Raw genomic sequence first — 17,490 nt, forward strand, 5'->3', positions numbered from 1 at the left:
GCCCGGACCTGAGCAGCGACGCCCCCGCCCGGCCCGACCACCCGGCACCGTCGGACAATGAGAACGGCCCCCGACCTGCGAACAGGTCGGGGGCCGTTGTCAGCTACTCAGCTCACCGGTAACCGTCGGAGAAGCCGTAGTCGTCGAGCGGCACCGCGGCGCCGGACGGGGCGCCGAACGCACCCTCCGGGCCGTAGTACTGGTCGTCGAAGGTCGGCACCGAGTACGCGGCCGCGCGGGCCTCCTCGGTCGGCTGCACCTGGATGTTCCGGTACTTGTTGATGCCCGTACCGGCCGGGATGAGCTTACCGATGATGACGTTCTCCTTGAGGCCCACCAGCTTGTCGGAGCGGGTGTTGATCGCGGCGTCCGTGAGCACGCGGGTGGTCTCCTGGAAGGAGGCCGCCGACAGCCACGAATCGGTCGCGAGCGAGGCCTTGGTGATGCCCATGAGCACCGGCCGGCCGGCCGCGGGCTCGCCGCCCTCGGCCACGACGCGACGGTTCTCGGACTCGAACTCGGAACGCTCGGTGAGCGAGCCGGGCAGGAACTCCGTCGAACCCGAGTCGATGATCGTCACGCGACGCAGCATCTGACGCACGATGGTCTCGATGTGCTTGTCGTGGATCGACACACCCTGCGACCGGTACACCTCCTGGACCTCGTTGACCAGGTGCACCTGCACCTGGCGCGGGCCCATGACGCGCAGCACCTCGTGCGGGTCGGCAGCGCCCTCGAGGAGCTGCTGGCCCACCTGCACGTGGTCACCGTCGGCCAGCAGGCGCTCCGAGCCGTCCTCGTGCTTGAACACGCGGAGGCGCTGGCGCTTGCTGATCTTGTCGTACACGACCTCTTCGCTGCCGTCGTCCGGCGTGATGGTGATCGTGTAGAACCGGTCGTCGTCCTCCAGGCGGATGCGGCCGGAGACCTCGGCGATCGGGGCCTTGCCCTTGGGGACACGGGCCTCGAACAGCTCGGTGACTCGCGGCAGACCGCCGGTGATGTCGTCACCGACGCCACCCTGGTGGAAGGTACGCATGGTCAGCTGGGTACCGGGCTCACCGATCGACTGCGCGGCGACGATACCGACGGCCTCGCCGATGTCGACGAGCTTGCCGGTCGCCATCGAGCGGCCGTAGCAGGTGGCGCAGACGCCGGTGCCGGTGGTGCAGGTGAGCACGGAGCGCACCTTCACCTCCGCGATGCCGGCCTCGAGCAGCGCCTCGATCTGCGGGTCGCCCAGGTCGTGACCGCGCTCGACGACGACGGTGCCGTCCTTGGCGACCGCGTCCTCGGCGAGCGTGCGGGCGTACGCCGAGGTCTCGACGTGCGCGTCGCGGATCAGCGAACCGTCGGCCTGCACCTCCGCCAGCGGGACGACGATGCCGCGGCTGGTGCCGCAGTCGGTCTCGCGGACGATGACGTCCTGCGAGACGTCGACCAGACGACGGGTCAGGTAGCCCGAGTCCGCCGTACGCAGCGCGGTATCGGCCAGACCCTTACGAGCGCCGTGGGTGTTGATGAAGTACTCCAGCACCGTCAGGCCCTCACGGAAGGAGGACTTGATCGGACGCGGGATGAACTCACCCTTCGGGTTCGTCACCAGGCCCTTCATGCCCGCCAGGTTCCGCACCTGGGTCATGTTGCCGGTAGCACCCGACTTCGGGATCATCGTGATCGGGTTGTCTTCGGGGTAGAAGTCGTCGATCGCCTTACCGACCTCGTCGGTGGCCTGCTTCCAGATCTCCACCAGCGCGTCGCGACGCTCACCCGAGGTGAGGGCACCGCGGGCGTACTTGCGCTCGATGCCGTCGGCACGCTCCTCGTAGCGGTCGAGGATCTCCTTCTTGCTCGGGGGAACGAGCACGTCGGACATCGAGACCGTGACACCCGAACGCGTGGCCCAGTAGAAGCCGGCGTCCTTGAGCTTGTCGACGGTCTGCGCCACCACGATCATCGGGTACCGCTCGGCCAGGTCGTTGATGATCACGGCCTGACGCTTCTTCGGCATCTGCTCGTCGATGAACGGGTAGTCCGCCGGGAGCAGCTCGTTGAACAGCACGCGGCCCAGGGTGGTCTCGGCCGTCCAGGCCTGACCGCGGGTCCACGCACCGTCGAACAGCTCCGCCTCGACCTCGGCCGCCGGGCGCTGCTGCGTGAGCCGCACCTTGATCGGAGCCTGGATCGACAGATCGCCCAGGTCGACGGCCATGATGGCCTCGGCCGGCGACGAGTACACACCGGTCTCCGGCTGATCCTTCGCGGCGGGCGTGTACGCGCCCTTCGCGTCGGTCTTCTCGGTGGTCAGGTGGTACAGGCCGGTCACCATGTCCAGACGGGGCATGGCGAGCGGGCGACCCGACGCCGGCGACAGGATGTTGTTCGAGGACAGCATCAGGATGCGGGCCTCGGCCTGCGCCTCCGCGGACAGCGGGAGGTGCACGGCCATCTGGTCACCGTCGAAGTCGGCGTTGAACGCCTCACAGACGAGCGGGTGCAGCTGGATGGCCTTGCCCTCCACGAGCTGCGGCTCGAACGCCTGGATGCCCAGACGGTGCAGCGTGGGAGCACGGTTGAGCAGCACGGGGTGCTCGGCGATGACCTCTTCGAGGACGTCCCACACCTGCGGACGCTGCCGCTCGACCATGCGCTTGGCCGACTTGATGTTCTGCGCGTGGTTCAGATCCACCAGGCGCTTCATCACGAAGGGCTTGAACAGCTCGAGCGCCATCAGCTTCGGCAGGCCGCACTGGTGCAGCTTGAGCTGCGGGCCCACGACGATGACCGAACGGCCCGAGTAGTCCACGCGCTTGCCGAGCAGGTTCTGGCGGAACCGGCCCTGCTTGCCCTTGAGCAGATCGGACAGCGACTTGAGCGGGCGGTTGCCCGGTCCGGTGACCGGACGGCCGCGCCGGCCGTTGTCGAACAGCGCGTCGACGGACTCCTGCAGCATCCGCTTCTCGTTGTTGACGATGATCTCGGGCGCGCCGAGGTCGATCAGTCGCTTGAGGCGGTTGTTGCGGTTGATCACGCGACGGTAGAGGTCGTTCAGGTCGGACGTGGCGAACCGGCCACCGTCGAGCTGGACCATCGGGCGCAGCTCCGGCGGGATCACCGGCACCGCGTCGAGGACCATGCCCAGCGGCGAGTTGCCCGACTGCTGGAACGCCGCCACGACCTTGAGCCGCTTGAGCGCGCGGAGCTTCTTCTGCCCCTTGCCCGAACGGATCGTCTCGCGCAGCGACTCGGCCTCGGCGTCGATGTCGAAGTTCTCGATGAGCTTCTTGATCGCCTCGGCGCCCATGGCGCCCTTGAAGTACTCGCCGTAACGGTCCTGCAGCTCACGGTAGAGCTTCTCGTCGACGATCATGTCCTTCGGCGCGAGCTTGACGAAGGTCGTCCAGATCTCGTCGAGCTCGTCGATGGCGCGCTGCGCGCGGTCGCGGATCTGCCGCATCTCCCGCTCGCCGCCGTCCTTCACCTTGCGGCGCTGGTCGGCCTTGGCACCCTCGGCCTCGAGGACGGCCAGGTCGTCCTCCAGCTTCTTGGCGCGGTTCTCGAGGTCCACGTCGCGCTGGTCCTCGAGCACCTTCTTCTCGGAGGTGATCTCGGCCTCGAGCGTGGACTGCTCGTTGTGGCGCTGCTCCTCGTCGACCTCGGTGATCACGTAGGCGGCGAAGTAGATGATCTTCTCGAGATCCTTCGGCGCCAGGTCCAGCAGGTAGCCCAAGCGCGACGGGACGCCCTTGAAGTACCAGATGTGGGTGACGGGAGCGGCCAGCTCGATGTGGCCCATCCGCTCGCGACGCACCTTGGCGCGAGTGACCTCGACGCCGCAGCGCTCGCAGATGATGCCCTTGAAGCGGACGCGCTTGTACTTACCGCAGTAGCACTCCCAGTCGCGAGTAGGTCCGAAGATCTTCTCGCAGAACAGGCCGTCCTTCTCGGGCTTGAGCGTGCGGTAGTTGATGGTCTCGGGCTTCTTGACCTCGCCGTAGCTCCAGTTACGGATGTCATCGGCGGTCGCCAGACCGATCTTCAGTTCGTCGAAGAAGTTGACGTCGAGCACTTCTCTCCTAATTCGTTCGGTTGGCGGGGGCTAGTTCGCGAGATCTTCGGCGGAGGCGTTCTCGTTGCGCGAGAGGTTGATGCCGAGGTTGGCAGCAGCGCGCTCGAGATCCTCGTCGTCGCCGTCGGCCATCTCGATGGCGGCACCGTCGGACGACAGCACCTCCACGTTCAGGCAGAGCGACTGGAGCTCCTTGAGGAGCACCTTGAACGACTCGGGGATGCCCGGCTCGGGGATGTTCTCGCCCTTGACGATCGCCTCGTACACCTTCACGCGGCCGACCACGTCGTCCGACTTGATGGTGAGCAGCTCCTGCAGGGTGTAGGCGGCGCCGTACGCCTGCATCGCCCAGCACTCCATCTCGCCGAAGCGCTGACCACCGAACTGCGCCTTACCACCCAGCGGCTGCTGCGTGATCATCGAGTACGGGCCGGTGGAACGGGCGTGGATCTTCTCGTCGACCAGGTGGTGCAGCTTGAGGATGTACATGTAGCCGATGGCCACCGGGTACGGGAAGGGCTCGCCCGAACGGCCGTCGAACAGCGTCGCCTTGCCGTCCGCCTGGACCATCACGTCGCCGTCGCGGTTGGGGAGCGTCGAGCCGAGCAGGCCGGCCAGCTCCTCGTCCCGCGCACCGTCGAAGACGGGGGTGGCGGTGTTGGTGTCCTTGGGCTGGCTGTACATCTCCTCGGGCAGCGCCGACGCCCAGTCCGGGATGTTCCCGTTCTCGTCGCGCACGTCCCAGCCGGTCTTGGCGACCCACCCGAGGTGGGTCTCCAGGATCTGGCCGATGTTCATACGACGCGGCACGCCGTGCGTGTTGAGGATGATGTCGACCGGGGTGCCGTCGGGCAGGAAGGGCATGTCCTCGGCGGGGAGGATCTTGCCGATGACGCCCTTGTTGCCGTGGCGGCCGGCCAGCTTGTCGCCGTCCTGGACCTTGCGCTTCTGGGCCACGTACACGCGGACCAGCTCGTTCACGCCGGGGGCCAGCTCGTCGTCGTCGTCGCGCGAGAACACGCGGACGCCGATGACCTTGCCGGTCTCGCCGTGGGGCACCTTGAGCGAGGTGTCGCGGACCTCGCGCGCCTTCTCACCGAAGATCGCGCGGAGCAGCCGCTCCTCCGGGGTCAGCTCGGTCTCGCCCTTCGGGGTGACCTTGCCGACCAGGATGTCGCCGTCGCGGACCTCGGCGCCGATGCGGATGATGCCGCGCTCGTCGAGATCGGCCAGCACCTCGTCGGAGACGTTCGGGATGTCCCGGGTGATCTCCTCGGCGCCCAGCTTCGTGTCGCGCGCATCGATCTCGTGCTCCTCGATGTGGATGGACGTGAGCACGTCCTCCTCCACCAGGCGCTGCGAGAGGATGATCGCGTCCTCGTAGTTGTGACCCTCCCACGGCATGATCGCCACGAGCAGGTTCTTGCCGAGCGCCATCTCACCGTTGTCGGTGCAGGGGCCGTCGGCCAGGACCTGGCCCGCCTCGACGTGCTGGCCGGCGTTCACGATCGGACGCTGGTTCGCGCAGGTGCCCTGGTTGCTGCGCGCGAACTTGCGCAGCTTGTAGGTCTTGCGGGTGCCCTCGTCGGCCATGATCGTGATGAAGTCGGCCGAGACCTCCTCCACGACGCCCGGCTTCTCGGTGATGACGACGTCGCCGGCGTCGACCGCGGCGCGCAGCTCCATACCGGTGCCGACCAGCGGCGACTCGGAACGGACCAGCGGCACGGCCTGACGCTGCATGTTCGCGCCCATGAGGGCACGGTTGGCGTCGTCGTGCTCGAGGAACGGGATCATCGCGGTCGCGACGGAGACCATCTGGCGCGGCGAGATGTCCATGTACTCCACGGCGGAGACGGGGACGAACTCGACCTCGGAGCCGCGCTTACGCACGAGCACCTTCTCGTCGGTCAGGCGACCGTCGGCGTCGGTGGCCGCGTTCGCCTGCGCGATGTAGTAGCGGTCCTCCTCGTCGGCCGTCATGTAGACGATCTCATCGGTGGTCCGACCGTCCGTGACCTTGCGGTACGGGGTCTCGATGAAGCCGAACGGGTTGACCCGCGCGTACACCGAGAGCGAGCCGATCAGGCCGATGTTCGGGCCCTCAGGGGTCTCGATCGGGCACATGCGGCCGTAGTGCGACGGGTGGACGTCGCGGACCTCGAGGCCCGCGCGCTCACGCGACAGGCCGCCCGGGCCCAGCGCCGACAGGCGGCGCTTGTGGGTCAGGCCCGAGAGCGGGTTGTTCTGGTCCATGAACTGCGAGAGCTGCGAGGTGCCGAAGAACTCCTTGATCGCCGCCGAGACCGGGCGGATGTTGATCAGGGTCTGCGGGGTGATCGCCTCGACGTCCTGCGTGGTCATGCGCTCGCGCACGACGCGCTCCATGCGGGACAGGCCCACGCGGAGCTGGTTCTGGATCAGCTCGCCGACGGTGCGCAGGCGACGGTTGCCGAAGTGGTCGATGTCGTCGACCTCGACGGGGACCTCGTCGCCGTCCGGCACGGTCATGTAGGTCAGCTGCTCCGACGGTGCCTCGTGCAGGCGCACGAGGTACTCGATCGTCGCGACGATGTCCTCCTCGGTGAGCACCAGCGGCTGCGTGCCGTCGGAGTTCGCCGGGAGACCGAGCTTCTTGTTGAGCTTGTACCGGCCGACGCGGGCCAGGTCGTAGCGCTTCTCCTTGAAGAACAGGTTCTCCAGCAGGGTCTGCGCCGACTCCTTCGTGGGCGGCTCGCCCGGGCGCAGCTTGCGGTAGATGTCGAGCAGCGCCTCGTCGGTGCCGGCCGTGTTGTCCTTCTCCAGGGTGGACCGCATGATCTCCGAGAAGCCGAAGCGCTCGAGGATCTGCTCGCTGGTCCAGCCGAGGGCCTTGAGCAGCACGGTGACCGGCTGGCGGCGCTTGCGGTCGATGCGGACGCCGACGGTGTCGCGCTTGTCCACGTCGAACTCGAGCCACGCACCGCGGGCCGGGATGACCTTGACGCTGTGCAGCGGCTTCTCGGTCGACTTGTCGATGTTCTCGTCGAAGTACACGCCCGGGCTACGGACGAGCTGCGAGACGACGACACGCTCGGTGCCGTTGATGATGAACGTGCCCTTGTCCGTCATCATGGGGAAATCGCCCATGAAGACGGTCTGCGACTTGATCTCACCGGTGTTGTTGTTGATGAACTCGGCGGTGACGAACAGCGGGGCCGCGTACGTCATGTCCTTGTCCTTGCACTCCTCGATCGAGGCCTTGACCTCGTCGAAGCGCGGATCGGAGAAGGACAGCGACATCGAGCCCGAGAAGTCCTCGATGGGGGACAGCTCAGCGAGGATGTCCTCCAGACCGCCGGTGGGCTGTGCCTCGCCGCGCGCAGCGGCCTTCTCCCGCCAAGCGGGCGTACCGACGAGCCACTCGAACGAGTCGATCTGCAGGTCGAGCAGGCCCGGTACGGGAAGGGGCTCGGAGATCTTCGCGAACGACACGCGCTTGGGCGCTCCGGGCACCACGGCGTCGTTCTGATCGTTCTGAGTCTGGCTGGAGACGGAGACTGCCAAGATGCGTCCTCTGCTGTGACTAGTAACGTTGCCAAAACTGTGCTGACGGCAACCCGCAGAGTACGGCCCCTATGAAGGGCGAATATTCAGATGGGCAGGAGGCAGCCAGCGCAACGTCCAACATTAACAGAGGAATGACCACCCCGCAAGGGGCAGTCCAGACTAAGCCCCGAGAGGCTTGGGCGCAAGCATGACGCGCGCCGTTCTTCGAACACCGGCATCGTCGGTCGGATCAGCCGTCGGCCCCGGCCGCGGGCTGGCTGCCGTGCGGGCCGGAGGCACCCGAGGATGCTCTCACGTGGACACGAGCGCGTCGCGTCCTGCCGATAACTCTGACCCGTATCCGCCCGGACGTCAAGCGAAACCGCCGATTTCCTTCGAATATCGGGGCCGACGTGGGCCCGATCCGGGCCCGGAGACGACGACACCGGCCCGGGAGGCGTTCCCGGGCCGGTGCGAGTCGAGTTGCTACGACGGTGCGATCAGCGCCCGCCCTCCACCTTCGGCAGGTGGTCGGTGGGGTTCTCGTCCGCCTGCGTGACCGGGTAGGCCGACGTCGGGGACTCGTCGCCCGCGTACTCCTTCTGGATCGAGACGGGGGCCGTCTCGGGGGCCTGCTGGTACTCCTGCTGCGCCGCGACCGCGGGCGCGGTGGTGGCGTAATCCGCCGGATCGTCACCCAGGTCCTTGCGGATGGCGATCTGCGCCTTCTCCGGCAGCGTCGGCAGGATCTGGCGGACGCGGGCCTTACGACGGGCCTCGCCCTTGCGGGGCGGCATGCCGGGCGTCGGCTGCATCTGCGGCGCGATCTCGTCCGGCACGTCCACGCCACCGTCGGAGTGGCCGGCGGCGACGCGGGCCATCTCGGCCTCCATCTGCGCCGAGTCCTTCTCCTCCGACATACCGATCGGGCCGATCATCGAACCGGAGAGGAACTGCTTGACCACCGGCTCCTCGGAGGTGAGCAGCACCTCGCGGGGGCCGAACATGACGAGGTGCTTGAGGAACAGCATGCCCATGTTGTCCGGCACCGTGCGGGCGATGTTGATGTTGTGCGAGACGATCAGCGTCGTGCAGTCGATCTGCGCGTTGATGTCCATCAGCAGCTGGCTGGTGTAGGTGGTACGCACGGGGTCCAGGCCCGAGTCCGGCTCGTCGACGAGCATGATCTTCGGGTCCATCACCAGGGCGCGGGCGAGGCCGGCGCGCTTACGCATACCACCCGAGATCTCACCGGGGAGCTTGTCCTCCGCGCCGATCAGACCGACCATCTCGAGCTTCTCCATCGTGATCTGACGGATCTCGCTCTCCTTCTTCTTCGTGTGCTCACGAAGCGGGAAGGCCGTGTTGTCGTACAGGTTCATCGAGCCGAACAGCGCGCCGTCCTGGAACAGCACGCCGAACATCTTGCGGATCTCGTACAGCTCCGAGGACGTACAGGTGAGGATGTCCGTGCCGTCGATGATGATCTCGCCCTCCTCGGGGCGCAGCAGACCGATCAGGGACTTCAGGAAAACCGACTTGCCGGTACCCGACGGGCCGAGCAGAACCGAGACCTCGCCCGCGGGCAGGGTCAGCGAAACGTCGGACCAGATGTTCTGGGACCCGAACGACTTCGTCAGGTTCTTGGTAGTTACTTCGACACCCACTGTCGAGACCTTTCGTCGCTTCCAGGTGTGGCTCGCACCACAGACCGCTGGGAGCACAGTACCCCAGTCGCCGCTGGTGGCGGTACCGGACCTGTTCTATTCGGCCGCCCGCGGCACCGTCGGATACGAGAACCGCCCCGTCGCACGGGGCGACGGGGCGGTTGCAGCACTGACGTGCGGTTCGGCTATTACTTGACCGAAACCGAAGCGCCGGCCTCCTCGAGCTTGGCCTTGGCGGCGTCGGCGGCCTCCTTGTCGACCTTCTCCAGGATCGCCTTGGGGGCGCCCTCGACGAGGTCCTTGGCCTCCTTCAGGCCGAGGCCCGAAACCAGCTCGCGGACGACCTTGATGACCTGGATCTTCTTGTCGCCGGCACCCTCGAGGATGACGTCGAACTCGTCCTGGTCGGCAGCGGCGTCGGCGCCGCCGGCCGCGGGGGCAGCGCCGGCAGCCGCGACGGCGACCGGAGCAGCAGCGGTGACCTCGAAGGTCTCCTCGAAGGCCTTCACGAACTCGCTGAGCTCGAGCAGGGTCAGCTCCTTGAAAGCATCAAGCAGCTCGTCGGTGGTGAGCTTCGCCATGGTGGCGTCCTTCCGTTCAGTCTTGCTCGCTGATCCGCGAGGCAAGGTGGTGATGGTTCCCGCGAGCGGTGCGCGCGGGGGTTCGCTGGATCAGCGGTCTTACGCGGCAGCCTCGTCGGCGGCCTTCTTCTCCTGCAGCGCGGCGGCCAGGCGGGCCACCTGCGAGGCGGGAGCGTTGAACAGGCCAGCGGCCTTCGCCAAGTTGCCCTTCATGGCACCGGCGAGCTTGGCCAGGAGCACCTCGCGCGACTCGAGATCGGCGATGCGCTCGACCTCGGCCACGGACAGCGCCTTGCCGTCCATGTAGCCGCCCTTGATGACCAGGGCCTTGTTGTCCTTGGCGAACTTCTTGATCGCCTTGGCGGCCTCGACCGGCTCACCCTCGATGAAGGCGATAGCGGTCGGGCCCACGAACAGCTCGTCCAGGCCCTCGACGCCAGCATCCTTGGCGGCGAGCTTGACCAGGGTGTTCTTGGCGACGGAGTAGGTAGCACCCTCTCCGAGCGAACGACGCAGCTCGGTGATGGAACCGACCGACAGCCCGCGGTACTCGGTGACCACGGTGGCCGTGGACTTGGAGAACTGCTCAGCGATCTCAGCGACTGCTGCGACCTTCTCGGCGTTTGCCATACTTCGCCTCCTCTCTACGTGTCATCCGTCTTGTGGAGGCCTTGCCCTGAAACGACGAGAACCCCGGCGCAGGGCGCACGGGGTTCATGAAGAATCCTCGTCCTCCTGCGTGGGTCGCCGGCTCGGGGCCGGACCTTCGATCAGGCTCGCGCCTGATGACCGACGGTCTTCGGTGGAACGGTCCGGTTGTCACCGGATTCCAAGGGACCAGAGTACGCGAGTGCCGGTCCGTCGCCAAATCGCCGGTCGACGGTGCCCACGCGCGTGCGGCGACGAATCCCCCATCGGACGCCGGGCCTCCTCACGAGACGCCGCTTCAGCCGACGGCGACGCCGGACTCGGTGTAGACGATGCGCAGCGCGAGGCCGGCTTCCGGCCCCATGACGCGGGCCGCCAGCTCGACGAACGCGGCCGTGAACGACGGTCCGTGGGCGGCACCGTCGGCGCCCGCGGAGGCGACGGCGTGGTGCGCGAGCTCGTGCAGGATCACCAGCTCGCGCAACGCCCAGGCACCGTCGCGCCCGGCGGGGACGGCCACGACGGGCCCGGCGGGGCCGCTCTCGTAGTGCGCGCCGGCGGCGCCCGCGCGGGCCCGCACCCGCACCGTGCCGGCCCCGACGACGCGGTCGGCGTAGGCCTGCACCGCGTCGAGGGAGGCGAACCGGGCCTCGGGCGGCAGCGTCAGCGGCACCCCGAGCACATCGACGGTGCGCCCCGCCCCGGCGTGCTCGAACAGGCCGCGGACCAGTTCCTCCGCGCGGTAGACGGCGGCCCGCTGTGCGTCCCTAGCCAGCGCGGCTACACATCCTTGGCGACCTTGAGCTGCTCGATGATCGCCTTGCCCGTCGCGGCCATGTCGTCGCGGCCGATCGGGATGACGAGCATCGCGTAGGTCTGCGGCGCGGAGGCGATGACGATCACGGTGACGTCGTCGCCCGCGACGGTGAGCTTGTCGCCGGTGACCAGGATCTTGCCGGTGACCTTGGCGGCGGGCACCCCGTCGACGGTGATCGATTCCGCCGCGGACTGCTCGACCCGCTTCGAGGTGACGTTGTTGTAGCCGGCGCCGTCGGCGATGCACTGGATCATGCGCGACGCGGCGTCCTTGGGGTCCAGCTTGGAGTTGAAGTTGGTCTGGCCGACCTCCGCGCCGGCCTGCCAGGGCTGGCCGTCGTCCATCGACTTCTGCAGGCCCGCGGCGGCGATGCTCTGCGCGTACACGGTGTAGCTCTCCTGCTCCCAGCCCGGCGCGGCCGCGACGGGGAAGGACAGCGGGCCCGAGGCGACCCGGTCGGTGATCGGCGAGGCAAGGCCGGTACCGGGCACGCCGCAGTCGCCGCCCGTGCTGGGCGTGACCGAGGTGGGGCCGGCACTGGGCGCGGCGGTGCGATCGCCCTCGTCGGAGCCGGAGTTGACCACGAGCAGCACCGCGGCGACGGCCACCGCGATCACCAGCACCACCGCGATGCCGATCGCGGCGTACAGGCCCGTGCGATTCGGCTTCTGCGGCGGCTGCCCCTGCCCGGGGTACTGCTGCTGACCCGGGTACTGCTGCCCCGGGTACTGGTAGCCCTGCTGCGGATAACCCTGCTGGTAGGGCTGCTGCGCATACGGATTCGTCTGCTGCCCGTACCCGTACTGGTAGCCCCCCTGGGCGTACGGGTCCGGCTGTGCGTACGGATCGGGCTGTTGCCCGTTCGGATCCTGCGGGTTGCTCATACGTCCCTCGCCACCTTGAGCTGCTCGAAGACCTGCTGGGCCACCGCCGCGAGGGCGGTGTCCCCGATCGGGGTGTCCGACTCGAAGTATGCCTGCGGCGCCGAGTCGATCACCACAACAGTAACGAGGTCGCCCGGGAACGGGAGGCCACCGCGCTCGACGAGCAGACGCGCCGAGACGCGGGCGGCGGGCACCCCGTCGACGGTGACCGCCTCGGCGTCGTTCACCCCGGCCAGCTGCGGCCGGTACGAGGTGTACGCGCTCTCGTCCGCGAGGCACGCCAGGATCCGCTGCGCGGCCACCGCGGCGGGGAGCTTGGGCGCGAACGCGGTCAGCCCCACCTCCACGTGGGCCTGCCAGACGCCGGCGACGACCTCCTGGACGAGCCCGACGGCCTCCGCCCCGTGCGAGAACGCCTGGCCGGTCTGCGGCTCCCACCCCGGTGCCGCGGACACCGGAAAGGACAGCGGGCCCGCGGTCACCCGGTCGGTGATCGGGGTCCGCGAGGAGCGCCCGGGGATCCCGCACCGGGCGTCCGCGGCCGACGACGGCGCGGCCACGGTCTCCGCGGACGGGCCGCGGCGCGCCGTCAGTGCGACCACTGCGAGCACCGCGACGAGCACGAGGACGAGCACCGCTCCCCCGATCGCCCACCACAGCCCCGCGTTTCCGCNCGNCGGTGGCGGCGCGGCCGGCGGGGGCGGCGGGTACGGGTTCACGGCGCGCCCTGCTCCAGCGCGCCGCGGCTGCCGCCCAGCTCGGAGTGGGTGCCGAGGCGCGCGGACCGGCCGGCGCGATCACCGGCGCGGCGCGCACCGTCGGAGTACCCGGCCGACGCGGCGGACCCGCGCCAACGCCCGCGCGCGGTGGACTCGTCCCGGTAGAAGGAGGTGAGCTCGAGTTCCTTGTCGCGCAGCGCGACCGCGGTGCCGGGCTCGCCCTGTTCCGTGGCCCGAGCCGTGGCCTCGGCCCGGGCCNCGGCGAGCCGGGCCCCGATGCGGGCGGCGAAGGCCGACTGGAAATTGATCCGCGCGGTGACCCCCGAGACCGGCTTGGTCTCCACCCACCGGCGCCGGGTGCGGCGATCCTCGTAGAGCTGCTGCACCGTCTCCGACTTGTGCGCGCCCGAGCGGAGGTAGGCGTCGGACGCGCGGACCATCTGGATCACCAGGGAGGCGTACAGCGCCTCGCAGGCGTCCACGTCCTCCGCGAATCCGTACGCGAAGACGAACGTGGAGTTGGAGGCGACATCGCACCGCACGTCGTTCGACTGGGCGATCGCGACGAACAACTCGACGAAGGTGCGCAGGCCGCGGCGGCCCGCCTCCCCGATCCGGACGGTGCGCTGCTCGGGGACGGCGCGGGCCCGCTCGGCGCCGCGCTGGTGAGCGCGGGCGACCGCGAGGTCGATCGACGCGGCGGTCGCGAGCCGCTGCGCGGCCTCGGTGAACGTGGCGGCCTCGTGCTCGTTGTCGGTGCCCTCCGCCTGCCGCAACAGCGCCCCGATCCGGGCGAGCAGCCTGTCGTCGTTCATGGGCGCGACGATACCGGCGCCCGCTGACACGTTTCCGCGCCCGACGCCACGAGCCACCCGACGCTGCGAGTCCCACCCATGGCCCCCGCGGCGGCCCAAGCGAACGACAAGCGGATCACCCTGCCGCGATGGATACCGTCCAACCAGTTCACCGGACCCCCTGCCGAAGGAGACATCAGTGTCGGTTCGCCCGCCCGCACCCGGTCGGTATCAGCAGCGTTACCCGGGGTACCCGCAGTACCGCCCGGCGATCACGCCCCACGGAGGATTCCTCCCGCGGCCCTACGCCGGGCCGTACGCCCCGATCCCACCCCGGCCGCGCCCCGCCGCCGATCCGGGCAGGATCACGGCGGTCGTCGGGCTGGTGATGTTCTTCGTCCTCGCGCTGCCGATCTTCGCGCTCGGCACGATGGTCGACCTGAATCCCACGTTCTTCCTGCCGGCGACGATGTCGACGCTGTTCCTCTCGATCCACGCGTTCAGCGCCTCCAAGCGGCACGGGCACACCAACGCGATCGCCGTCGTCACCATGATCCTGTGCATGATGCTCCTGACGTACGGGCTCGTGTCCACACTCCTCCGGCTGCTCACCGTCCTCTGAGCCGGCTCGGCCGCGCACCGTCCGCCACTGCGCCCGGCTACGGTCGACGCACCCACCGATCTCCGCAACGACACAGNNNNCGATCACGATGTCGGCGCCCAGCNACCCGTACGGTTACGACCCGGCGGAACCGCCACCGTCGTACCCCGCCCAGCCCTACCCGGGCTACCAGCCCTAGCCCGGTTACCCTCCGCCGCAGGTCCTGCAGGACCCGGACCAGGCGATGGGGATCGTCGGCCTCGTGCTCACCGTCCTGGGCTTCTACCCCGTGGGACTGATCGTCAGCTGGATCGCGCACCGGCAGTCGCGGGACCGGGGTTACAAGAACACGCTCGCGACGGTCGGCATGATCATCGGCGGCGCACTCACCGCCCTGACGCTGCTCGCACTCCTGGCCTTCGGCGGCTTCTTCCTGCTCATGTTCCTCATCGCGAGCTCGGGCACCGCGCTGCTCTGATCACGGAGACGACGAAGCCCCCGGCCTCCTTGCGGAGACCGGGGGCTTTCGTCAGACCCTGATGAGGGAGGCTTACGCCTCTTCCTCGGCGAGGTTGCTCACACGCTGCGGGTCCACCGGGATGCCCGGTCCGGTGGTCGTCGAGACGGTGACCTTCTTCAGGTACCGGCCCTTGGCCGCCGACGGCTTCGCGCGCAGGATCTCGTCCAGCGCGGCGCCGTAGTTCTCCACCAGCTGCTTGGCGCCGAAGGACGCCTTGCCGATCACGAAATGCAGGTTCGCGGCCTTGTCGACGCGGAAGGTGATCTTGCCGCCCTTGATGTCGCCCACGGCCTTGGTCACGTCGGGCGTGACGGTGCCGGTCTTCGGGTTCGGCATGAGGCCACGCGGGCCGAGCACGCGAGCGATACGACCGACCTTGGCCATCTGGTCCGGGGTGGCGATCGCGGCGTCGAACTCGAGCCAGCCGCCCTGGATCTTCTCGATCAGGTCCTCGGCGCCCACCTCGTCGGCACCCGCGGCCTTGGCCTCCTCGGCCTTGTCGCCGACGGCGAAGACGATCACGCGGGCCGTCTTACCGGTGCCGTTCGGCAGGTTGACGGTGCCGCGCACCATCTGATCGGCCTTGCGGGGGTCGACGCCGAGTCGCATGGCGACCTCGACGGTGGCGTCCTGCTTGGTGGAGGAGGTCTCCTTGGCGAGCGTGACGGCCTCGAGCGGGCTGTACAGCTTGTCCTTGTCGACCTTCTCGGCAGCGGCCTTGTAGGCCTTGCTGTTCTTGCTCATGAAAACTCTTTCGTTTCTTGCCCGGCTAGTGGGCAGTGAGTGGTTCTGCGGGCCGAGCCGGCCCTCCCACGGGAGGCGTGCGCCTCCCGGTGACACTCGAGCGCGCGAGCGCGCCCGGACGACCTACTCGACGGTGATGCCCATCGAGCGAGCAGTGCCGGCGATGATCTTCGCGGCCTGATCGACGTCGTTCGCGTTCAGATCTTCCTTCTTGGTCTCGGCGATCTCGCGCACCTGATCCCAGGTCACCTTGGCGACCTTGGTCTTGTGCGGCTCGCCCGAGCCCTTCTGCACGCCCGCTGCCTTGAGCAGCAGCTTGGCGGCCGGAGGAGTCTTCAGCTTGAAGTCGAAAGAACGGTCCTCGTAGACCGTGATCTCGACGGGGATGACGTTGCCACGCTGCGACTCGGTCGCGGCGTTGTACGCCTTGCAGAACTCCATGATGTTGACGCCGTGCTGACCAAGCGCGGGACCCACGGGCGGAGCAGGGTTGGCCTGCCCGGCCTGGATCTGCAGCTTGATGAGCCCGGCGACCTTCTTCTTCTTCGGGGGCATCCTCAGTTTCCTTTTTCATCACCCCGCGCCTTGCAGCGGCGCGGGAAGCATGTATCTCGCTAGGAGATCTTCTCGACCTGGTTGAAGGCGAGCTCGACGGGCGTCTCACGGCCGAAGATCGACACCAGCACCTTGAGCTTGCGCTGCTCGGCGTTGATCTCGCTGATGGACGCGGGCAGGGTGGCGAACGGGCCGTCCATGACGGTGACCGACTCGCCGACCTCGAAGTCGACCTCGACCGCGGGGCCCTGCGAGACCGCGCCACCGGAGGCGGCGGCACCGTCGGACGCGGCGCCGGCCTTGTCCTTGGCGGGCTTGGTCCGCGCGCTCTCGGGGAGCAGGAACTTCACGACCTCGTTCATCGTGAGCGGCGAGGGCTTGCTGGTCAGGCCGACGAAGCCGGTGACGCCGGGGGTGTTGCGCACCGCGCCCCAGGACTCGTCGTTGAGGTCCATGCGCACCAGGATGTAGCCCGGCAGCACCTTGCGGTTGACCCGCTTCTGCTGACCGTTCTTGATCTCGGTGACCTCCTCGGTGGGGACCTCCACCTGGAAGATGTAGTCGCCGACGTCGAGGTTCTGGACACGGGTCTCGAGGTTGGCCTTGACCTTGTTCTCGTAGCCCGCGTAGGTGTGGATCACGTACCAGTCGCCCGGGGCGGTGCGCAGCTGCGCCTTCAGCTCCTCGACGGGGTCGATCTCCTCGGCCTCCTCCTCGGCGACGATCTCGGCGCCGTCGCCGGGCTCGTCCGCGCCGAGAACGCTCTCCTCGACCTCGATCAGGGCCTCGTCCTCGGCCGACACCTCGGTCGCCGCGGCAGCGTCATCGACCTGCACGCCCTCAGGGGAGTCCAGCTCTGCCTCGTTGTGCTCCGGGGTGCTCACAGCGCCGAAGTTCCTTCCGTCTCGTCTACTCGTGTGGTCCGGCTACTTGCCGAACGCCCACAACATCAGCTTCGCGAAGCCGAGGTCGAGGAGGCTGATCATCGCGGTGAGGACCACCACGAAGACCAGCACGATGATCGTGTAGTTGATCATCTGGCTCCGGGTCGGCCAGATGACCTTCCGCAGCTCCGCGACGACCTGGCGGATGAACAGCCAGATGGCGGCGAACGGGTTGCGCGAGCGCTTCGCGTCCGCGGACTTCTTCGCGGCGCCGGACTCCACCGCGGTCCCGGGCTCGGGGGCCTCGGCCAGCGCGGTGCGGCCACGACGGCCGCTGGAGCGCTTACCGGAGGGTCGGGCCTGCTGGGCGTCTTCGGCGGCGCTGTCGCCGGCGGTCTCGCCGGTGGTCGCGTCGTCCTTGTCGTCGCTCACGCACTTCCCTCCGCTGGATCGTCCAGCGGGCGTCGGCCCGCCGATTT

General features: G+C 68.5%; 12 protein-coding genes and 3 pseudogenes. 2 read left to right on the forward strand and 13 right to left on the reverse strand.

What is annotated here, in order from left to right:
- Positions 1–112: 112 nt before the first annotated feature.
- From ACNAYW_RS07555 to ACNAYW_RS07595, 9 genes and pseudogenes are all read right to left on the reverse strand, one after another.
- On the reverse strand, positions 113–4,069 hold the full coding sequence (locus ACNAYW_RS07555; RefSeq protein WP_415849105.1) for a DNA-directed RNA polymerase subunit beta': 3,957 nt from the start codon (positions 4,067–4,069) through the stop codon (positions 113–115).
- Between the two features lie 30 nt (positions 4,070–4,099).
- A pseudogene (gene rpoB / locus ACNAYW_RS07560) lies at positions 4,100–7,650 on the reverse strand (DNA-directed RNA polymerase subunit beta).
- A 447-nt stretch (positions 7,651–8,097) separates the two neighbouring features.
- Positions 8,098–9,264: an ABC transporter ATP-binding protein gene (locus ACNAYW_RS07565; RefSeq protein WP_415849106.1), complete on the reverse strand. Its 1,167-nt coding sequence runs from the start codon at positions 9,262–9,264 to the stop codon at positions 8,098–8,100.
- 188 nt (positions 9,265–9,452) lie between these two features.
- On the reverse strand, positions 9,453–9,845 hold the full coding sequence (gene rplL, locus ACNAYW_RS07570) for a 50S ribosomal protein L7/L12 (protein WP_415676922.1): 393 nt from the start codon (positions 9,843–9,845) through the stop codon (positions 9,453–9,455).
- Positions 9,846–9,944: 99 nt separating this feature from the next.
- Positions 9,945–10,475, reverse strand: a complete 531-nt coding sequence (gene rplJ, locus ACNAYW_RS07575) for a 50S ribosomal protein L10 (protein WP_415676923.1) — start codon at positions 10,473–10,475, stop codon at positions 9,945–9,947.
- A gap of 316 nt (positions 10,476–10,791) precedes the next feature.
- A complete protein-coding gene (locus ACNAYW_RS07580; RefSeq protein ID WP_415849271.1) occupies positions 10,792–11,268 on the reverse strand; it encodes a TIGR04338 family metallohydrolase in 477 nt (158 codons plus the stop codon).
- Between the two features lie 5 nt (positions 11,269–11,273).
- Positions 11,274–12,194, reverse strand: a complete 921-nt coding sequence (locus ACNAYW_RS07585; RefSeq protein ID WP_415849276.1) for a hypothetical protein — start codon at positions 12,192–12,194, stop codon at positions 11,274–11,276.
- Positions 12,195–12,909: 715 nt separating this feature from the next.
- Positions 12,910–13,171 (reverse strand): annotated as a pseudogene (locus ACNAYW_RS07590) (DUF2786 domain-containing protein); the annotation flags it as partial.
- Position 13,172: 1 nt separating this feature from the next.
- A pseudogene (locus ACNAYW_RS07595) lies at positions 13,173–13,728 on the reverse strand (DUF2786 domain-containing protein); the annotation flags it as partial.
- Positions 13,729–13,906: 178 nt separating this feature from the next.
- Here ACNAYW_RS07595 and ACNAYW_RS07600 point away from each other — a divergent pair.
- Both ACNAYW_RS07600 and ACNAYW_RS07605 read left to right on the forward strand, forming a co-directional pair.
- The gene (locus ACNAYW_RS07600; protein ID WP_415849107.1) at positions 13,907–14,329 is read left to right on the forward strand and encodes a hypothetical protein; all 423 of its coding nucleotides are present in this window, start codon (positions 13,907–13,909) and stop codon (positions 14,327–14,329) included.
- Positions 14,330–14,552: 223 nt separating this feature from the next.
- On the forward strand, positions 14,553–14,786 hold the full coding sequence (locus ACNAYW_RS07605; RefSeq protein WP_415849108.1) for a hypothetical protein: 234 nt from the start codon (positions 14,553–14,555) through the stop codon (positions 14,784–14,786).
- 72 nt (positions 14,787–14,858) lie between these two features.
- Here ACNAYW_RS07605 and rplA read toward each other — a convergent pair whose 3' ends face one another.
- From rplA to secE, 4 genes are all read right to left on the reverse strand, one after another.
- Complete coding sequence (rplA, locus tag ACNAYW_RS07610) at positions 14,859–15,572, reverse strand: 50S ribosomal protein L1 (protein WP_415849109.1); 714 nt, start codon at positions 15,570–15,572, stop codon at positions 14,859–14,861.
- A gap of 123 nt (positions 15,573–15,695) precedes the next feature.
- The gene (gene rplK, locus ACNAYW_RS07615) at positions 15,696–16,127 is read right to left on the reverse strand and encodes a 50S ribosomal protein L11 (protein WP_013125420.1); all 432 of its coding nucleotides are present in this window, start codon (positions 16,125–16,127) and stop codon (positions 15,696–15,698) included.
- Between the two features lie 59 nt (positions 16,128–16,186).
- Positions 16,187–17,011 carry a transcription termination/antitermination protein NusG gene (gene nusG, locus ACNAYW_RS07620; protein WP_415849110.1) on the reverse strand — a complete coding sequence of 275 codons (825 nt, stop codon included), beginning with the start codon at positions 17,009–17,011 and terminating at the stop codon, positions 16,187–16,189.
- A gap of 42 nt (positions 17,012–17,053) precedes the next feature.
- Entirely contained in the window at positions 17,054–17,443 is a 390-nt protein-coding gene (gene secE, locus ACNAYW_RS07625) for a preprotein translocase subunit SecE (protein WP_415849111.1), read from the reverse strand.
- Positions 17,444–17,490 lie beyond the last annotated feature (47 nt).

This window comes from Tsukamurella ocularis (assembly GCF_965138335.1).
Lineage (GTDB): Bacteria > Actinomycetota > Actinomycetes > Mycobacteriales > Mycobacteriaceae > Tsukamurella > Tsukamurella ocularis_A.

Coding starts and splice junctions, on each gene's coding strand:
- rplK (WP_013125420.1), bottom strand. CDS start 16,127: ATGCCCCCGAAGAAGAAGAAGGTCGCCGGGCTCATCAAGCTGCAGATC.
- rplJ (WP_415676923.1), bottom strand. CDS start 10,475: ATGGCAAACGCCGAGAAGGTCGCAGCAGTCGCTGAGATCGCTGAGCAG.
- ACNAYW_RS07585 (WP_415849276.1), bottom strand. CDS start 12,194: ATGAGCAACCCGCAGGATCCGAACGGGCAACAGCCCGATCCGTACGCA.
- rplL (WP_415676922.1), bottom strand. CDS start 9,845: ATGGCGAAGCTCACCACCGACGAGCTGCTTGATGCTTTCAAGGAGCTG.
- ACNAYW_RS07605 (WP_415849108.1), top strand. CDS start 14,553: ATGGGGATCGTCGGCCTCGTGCTCACCGTCCTGGGCTTCTACCCCGTG.
- rplA (WP_415849109.1), bottom strand. CDS start 15,572: ATGAGCAAGAACAGCAAGGCCTACAAGGCCGCTGCCGAGAAGGTCGAC.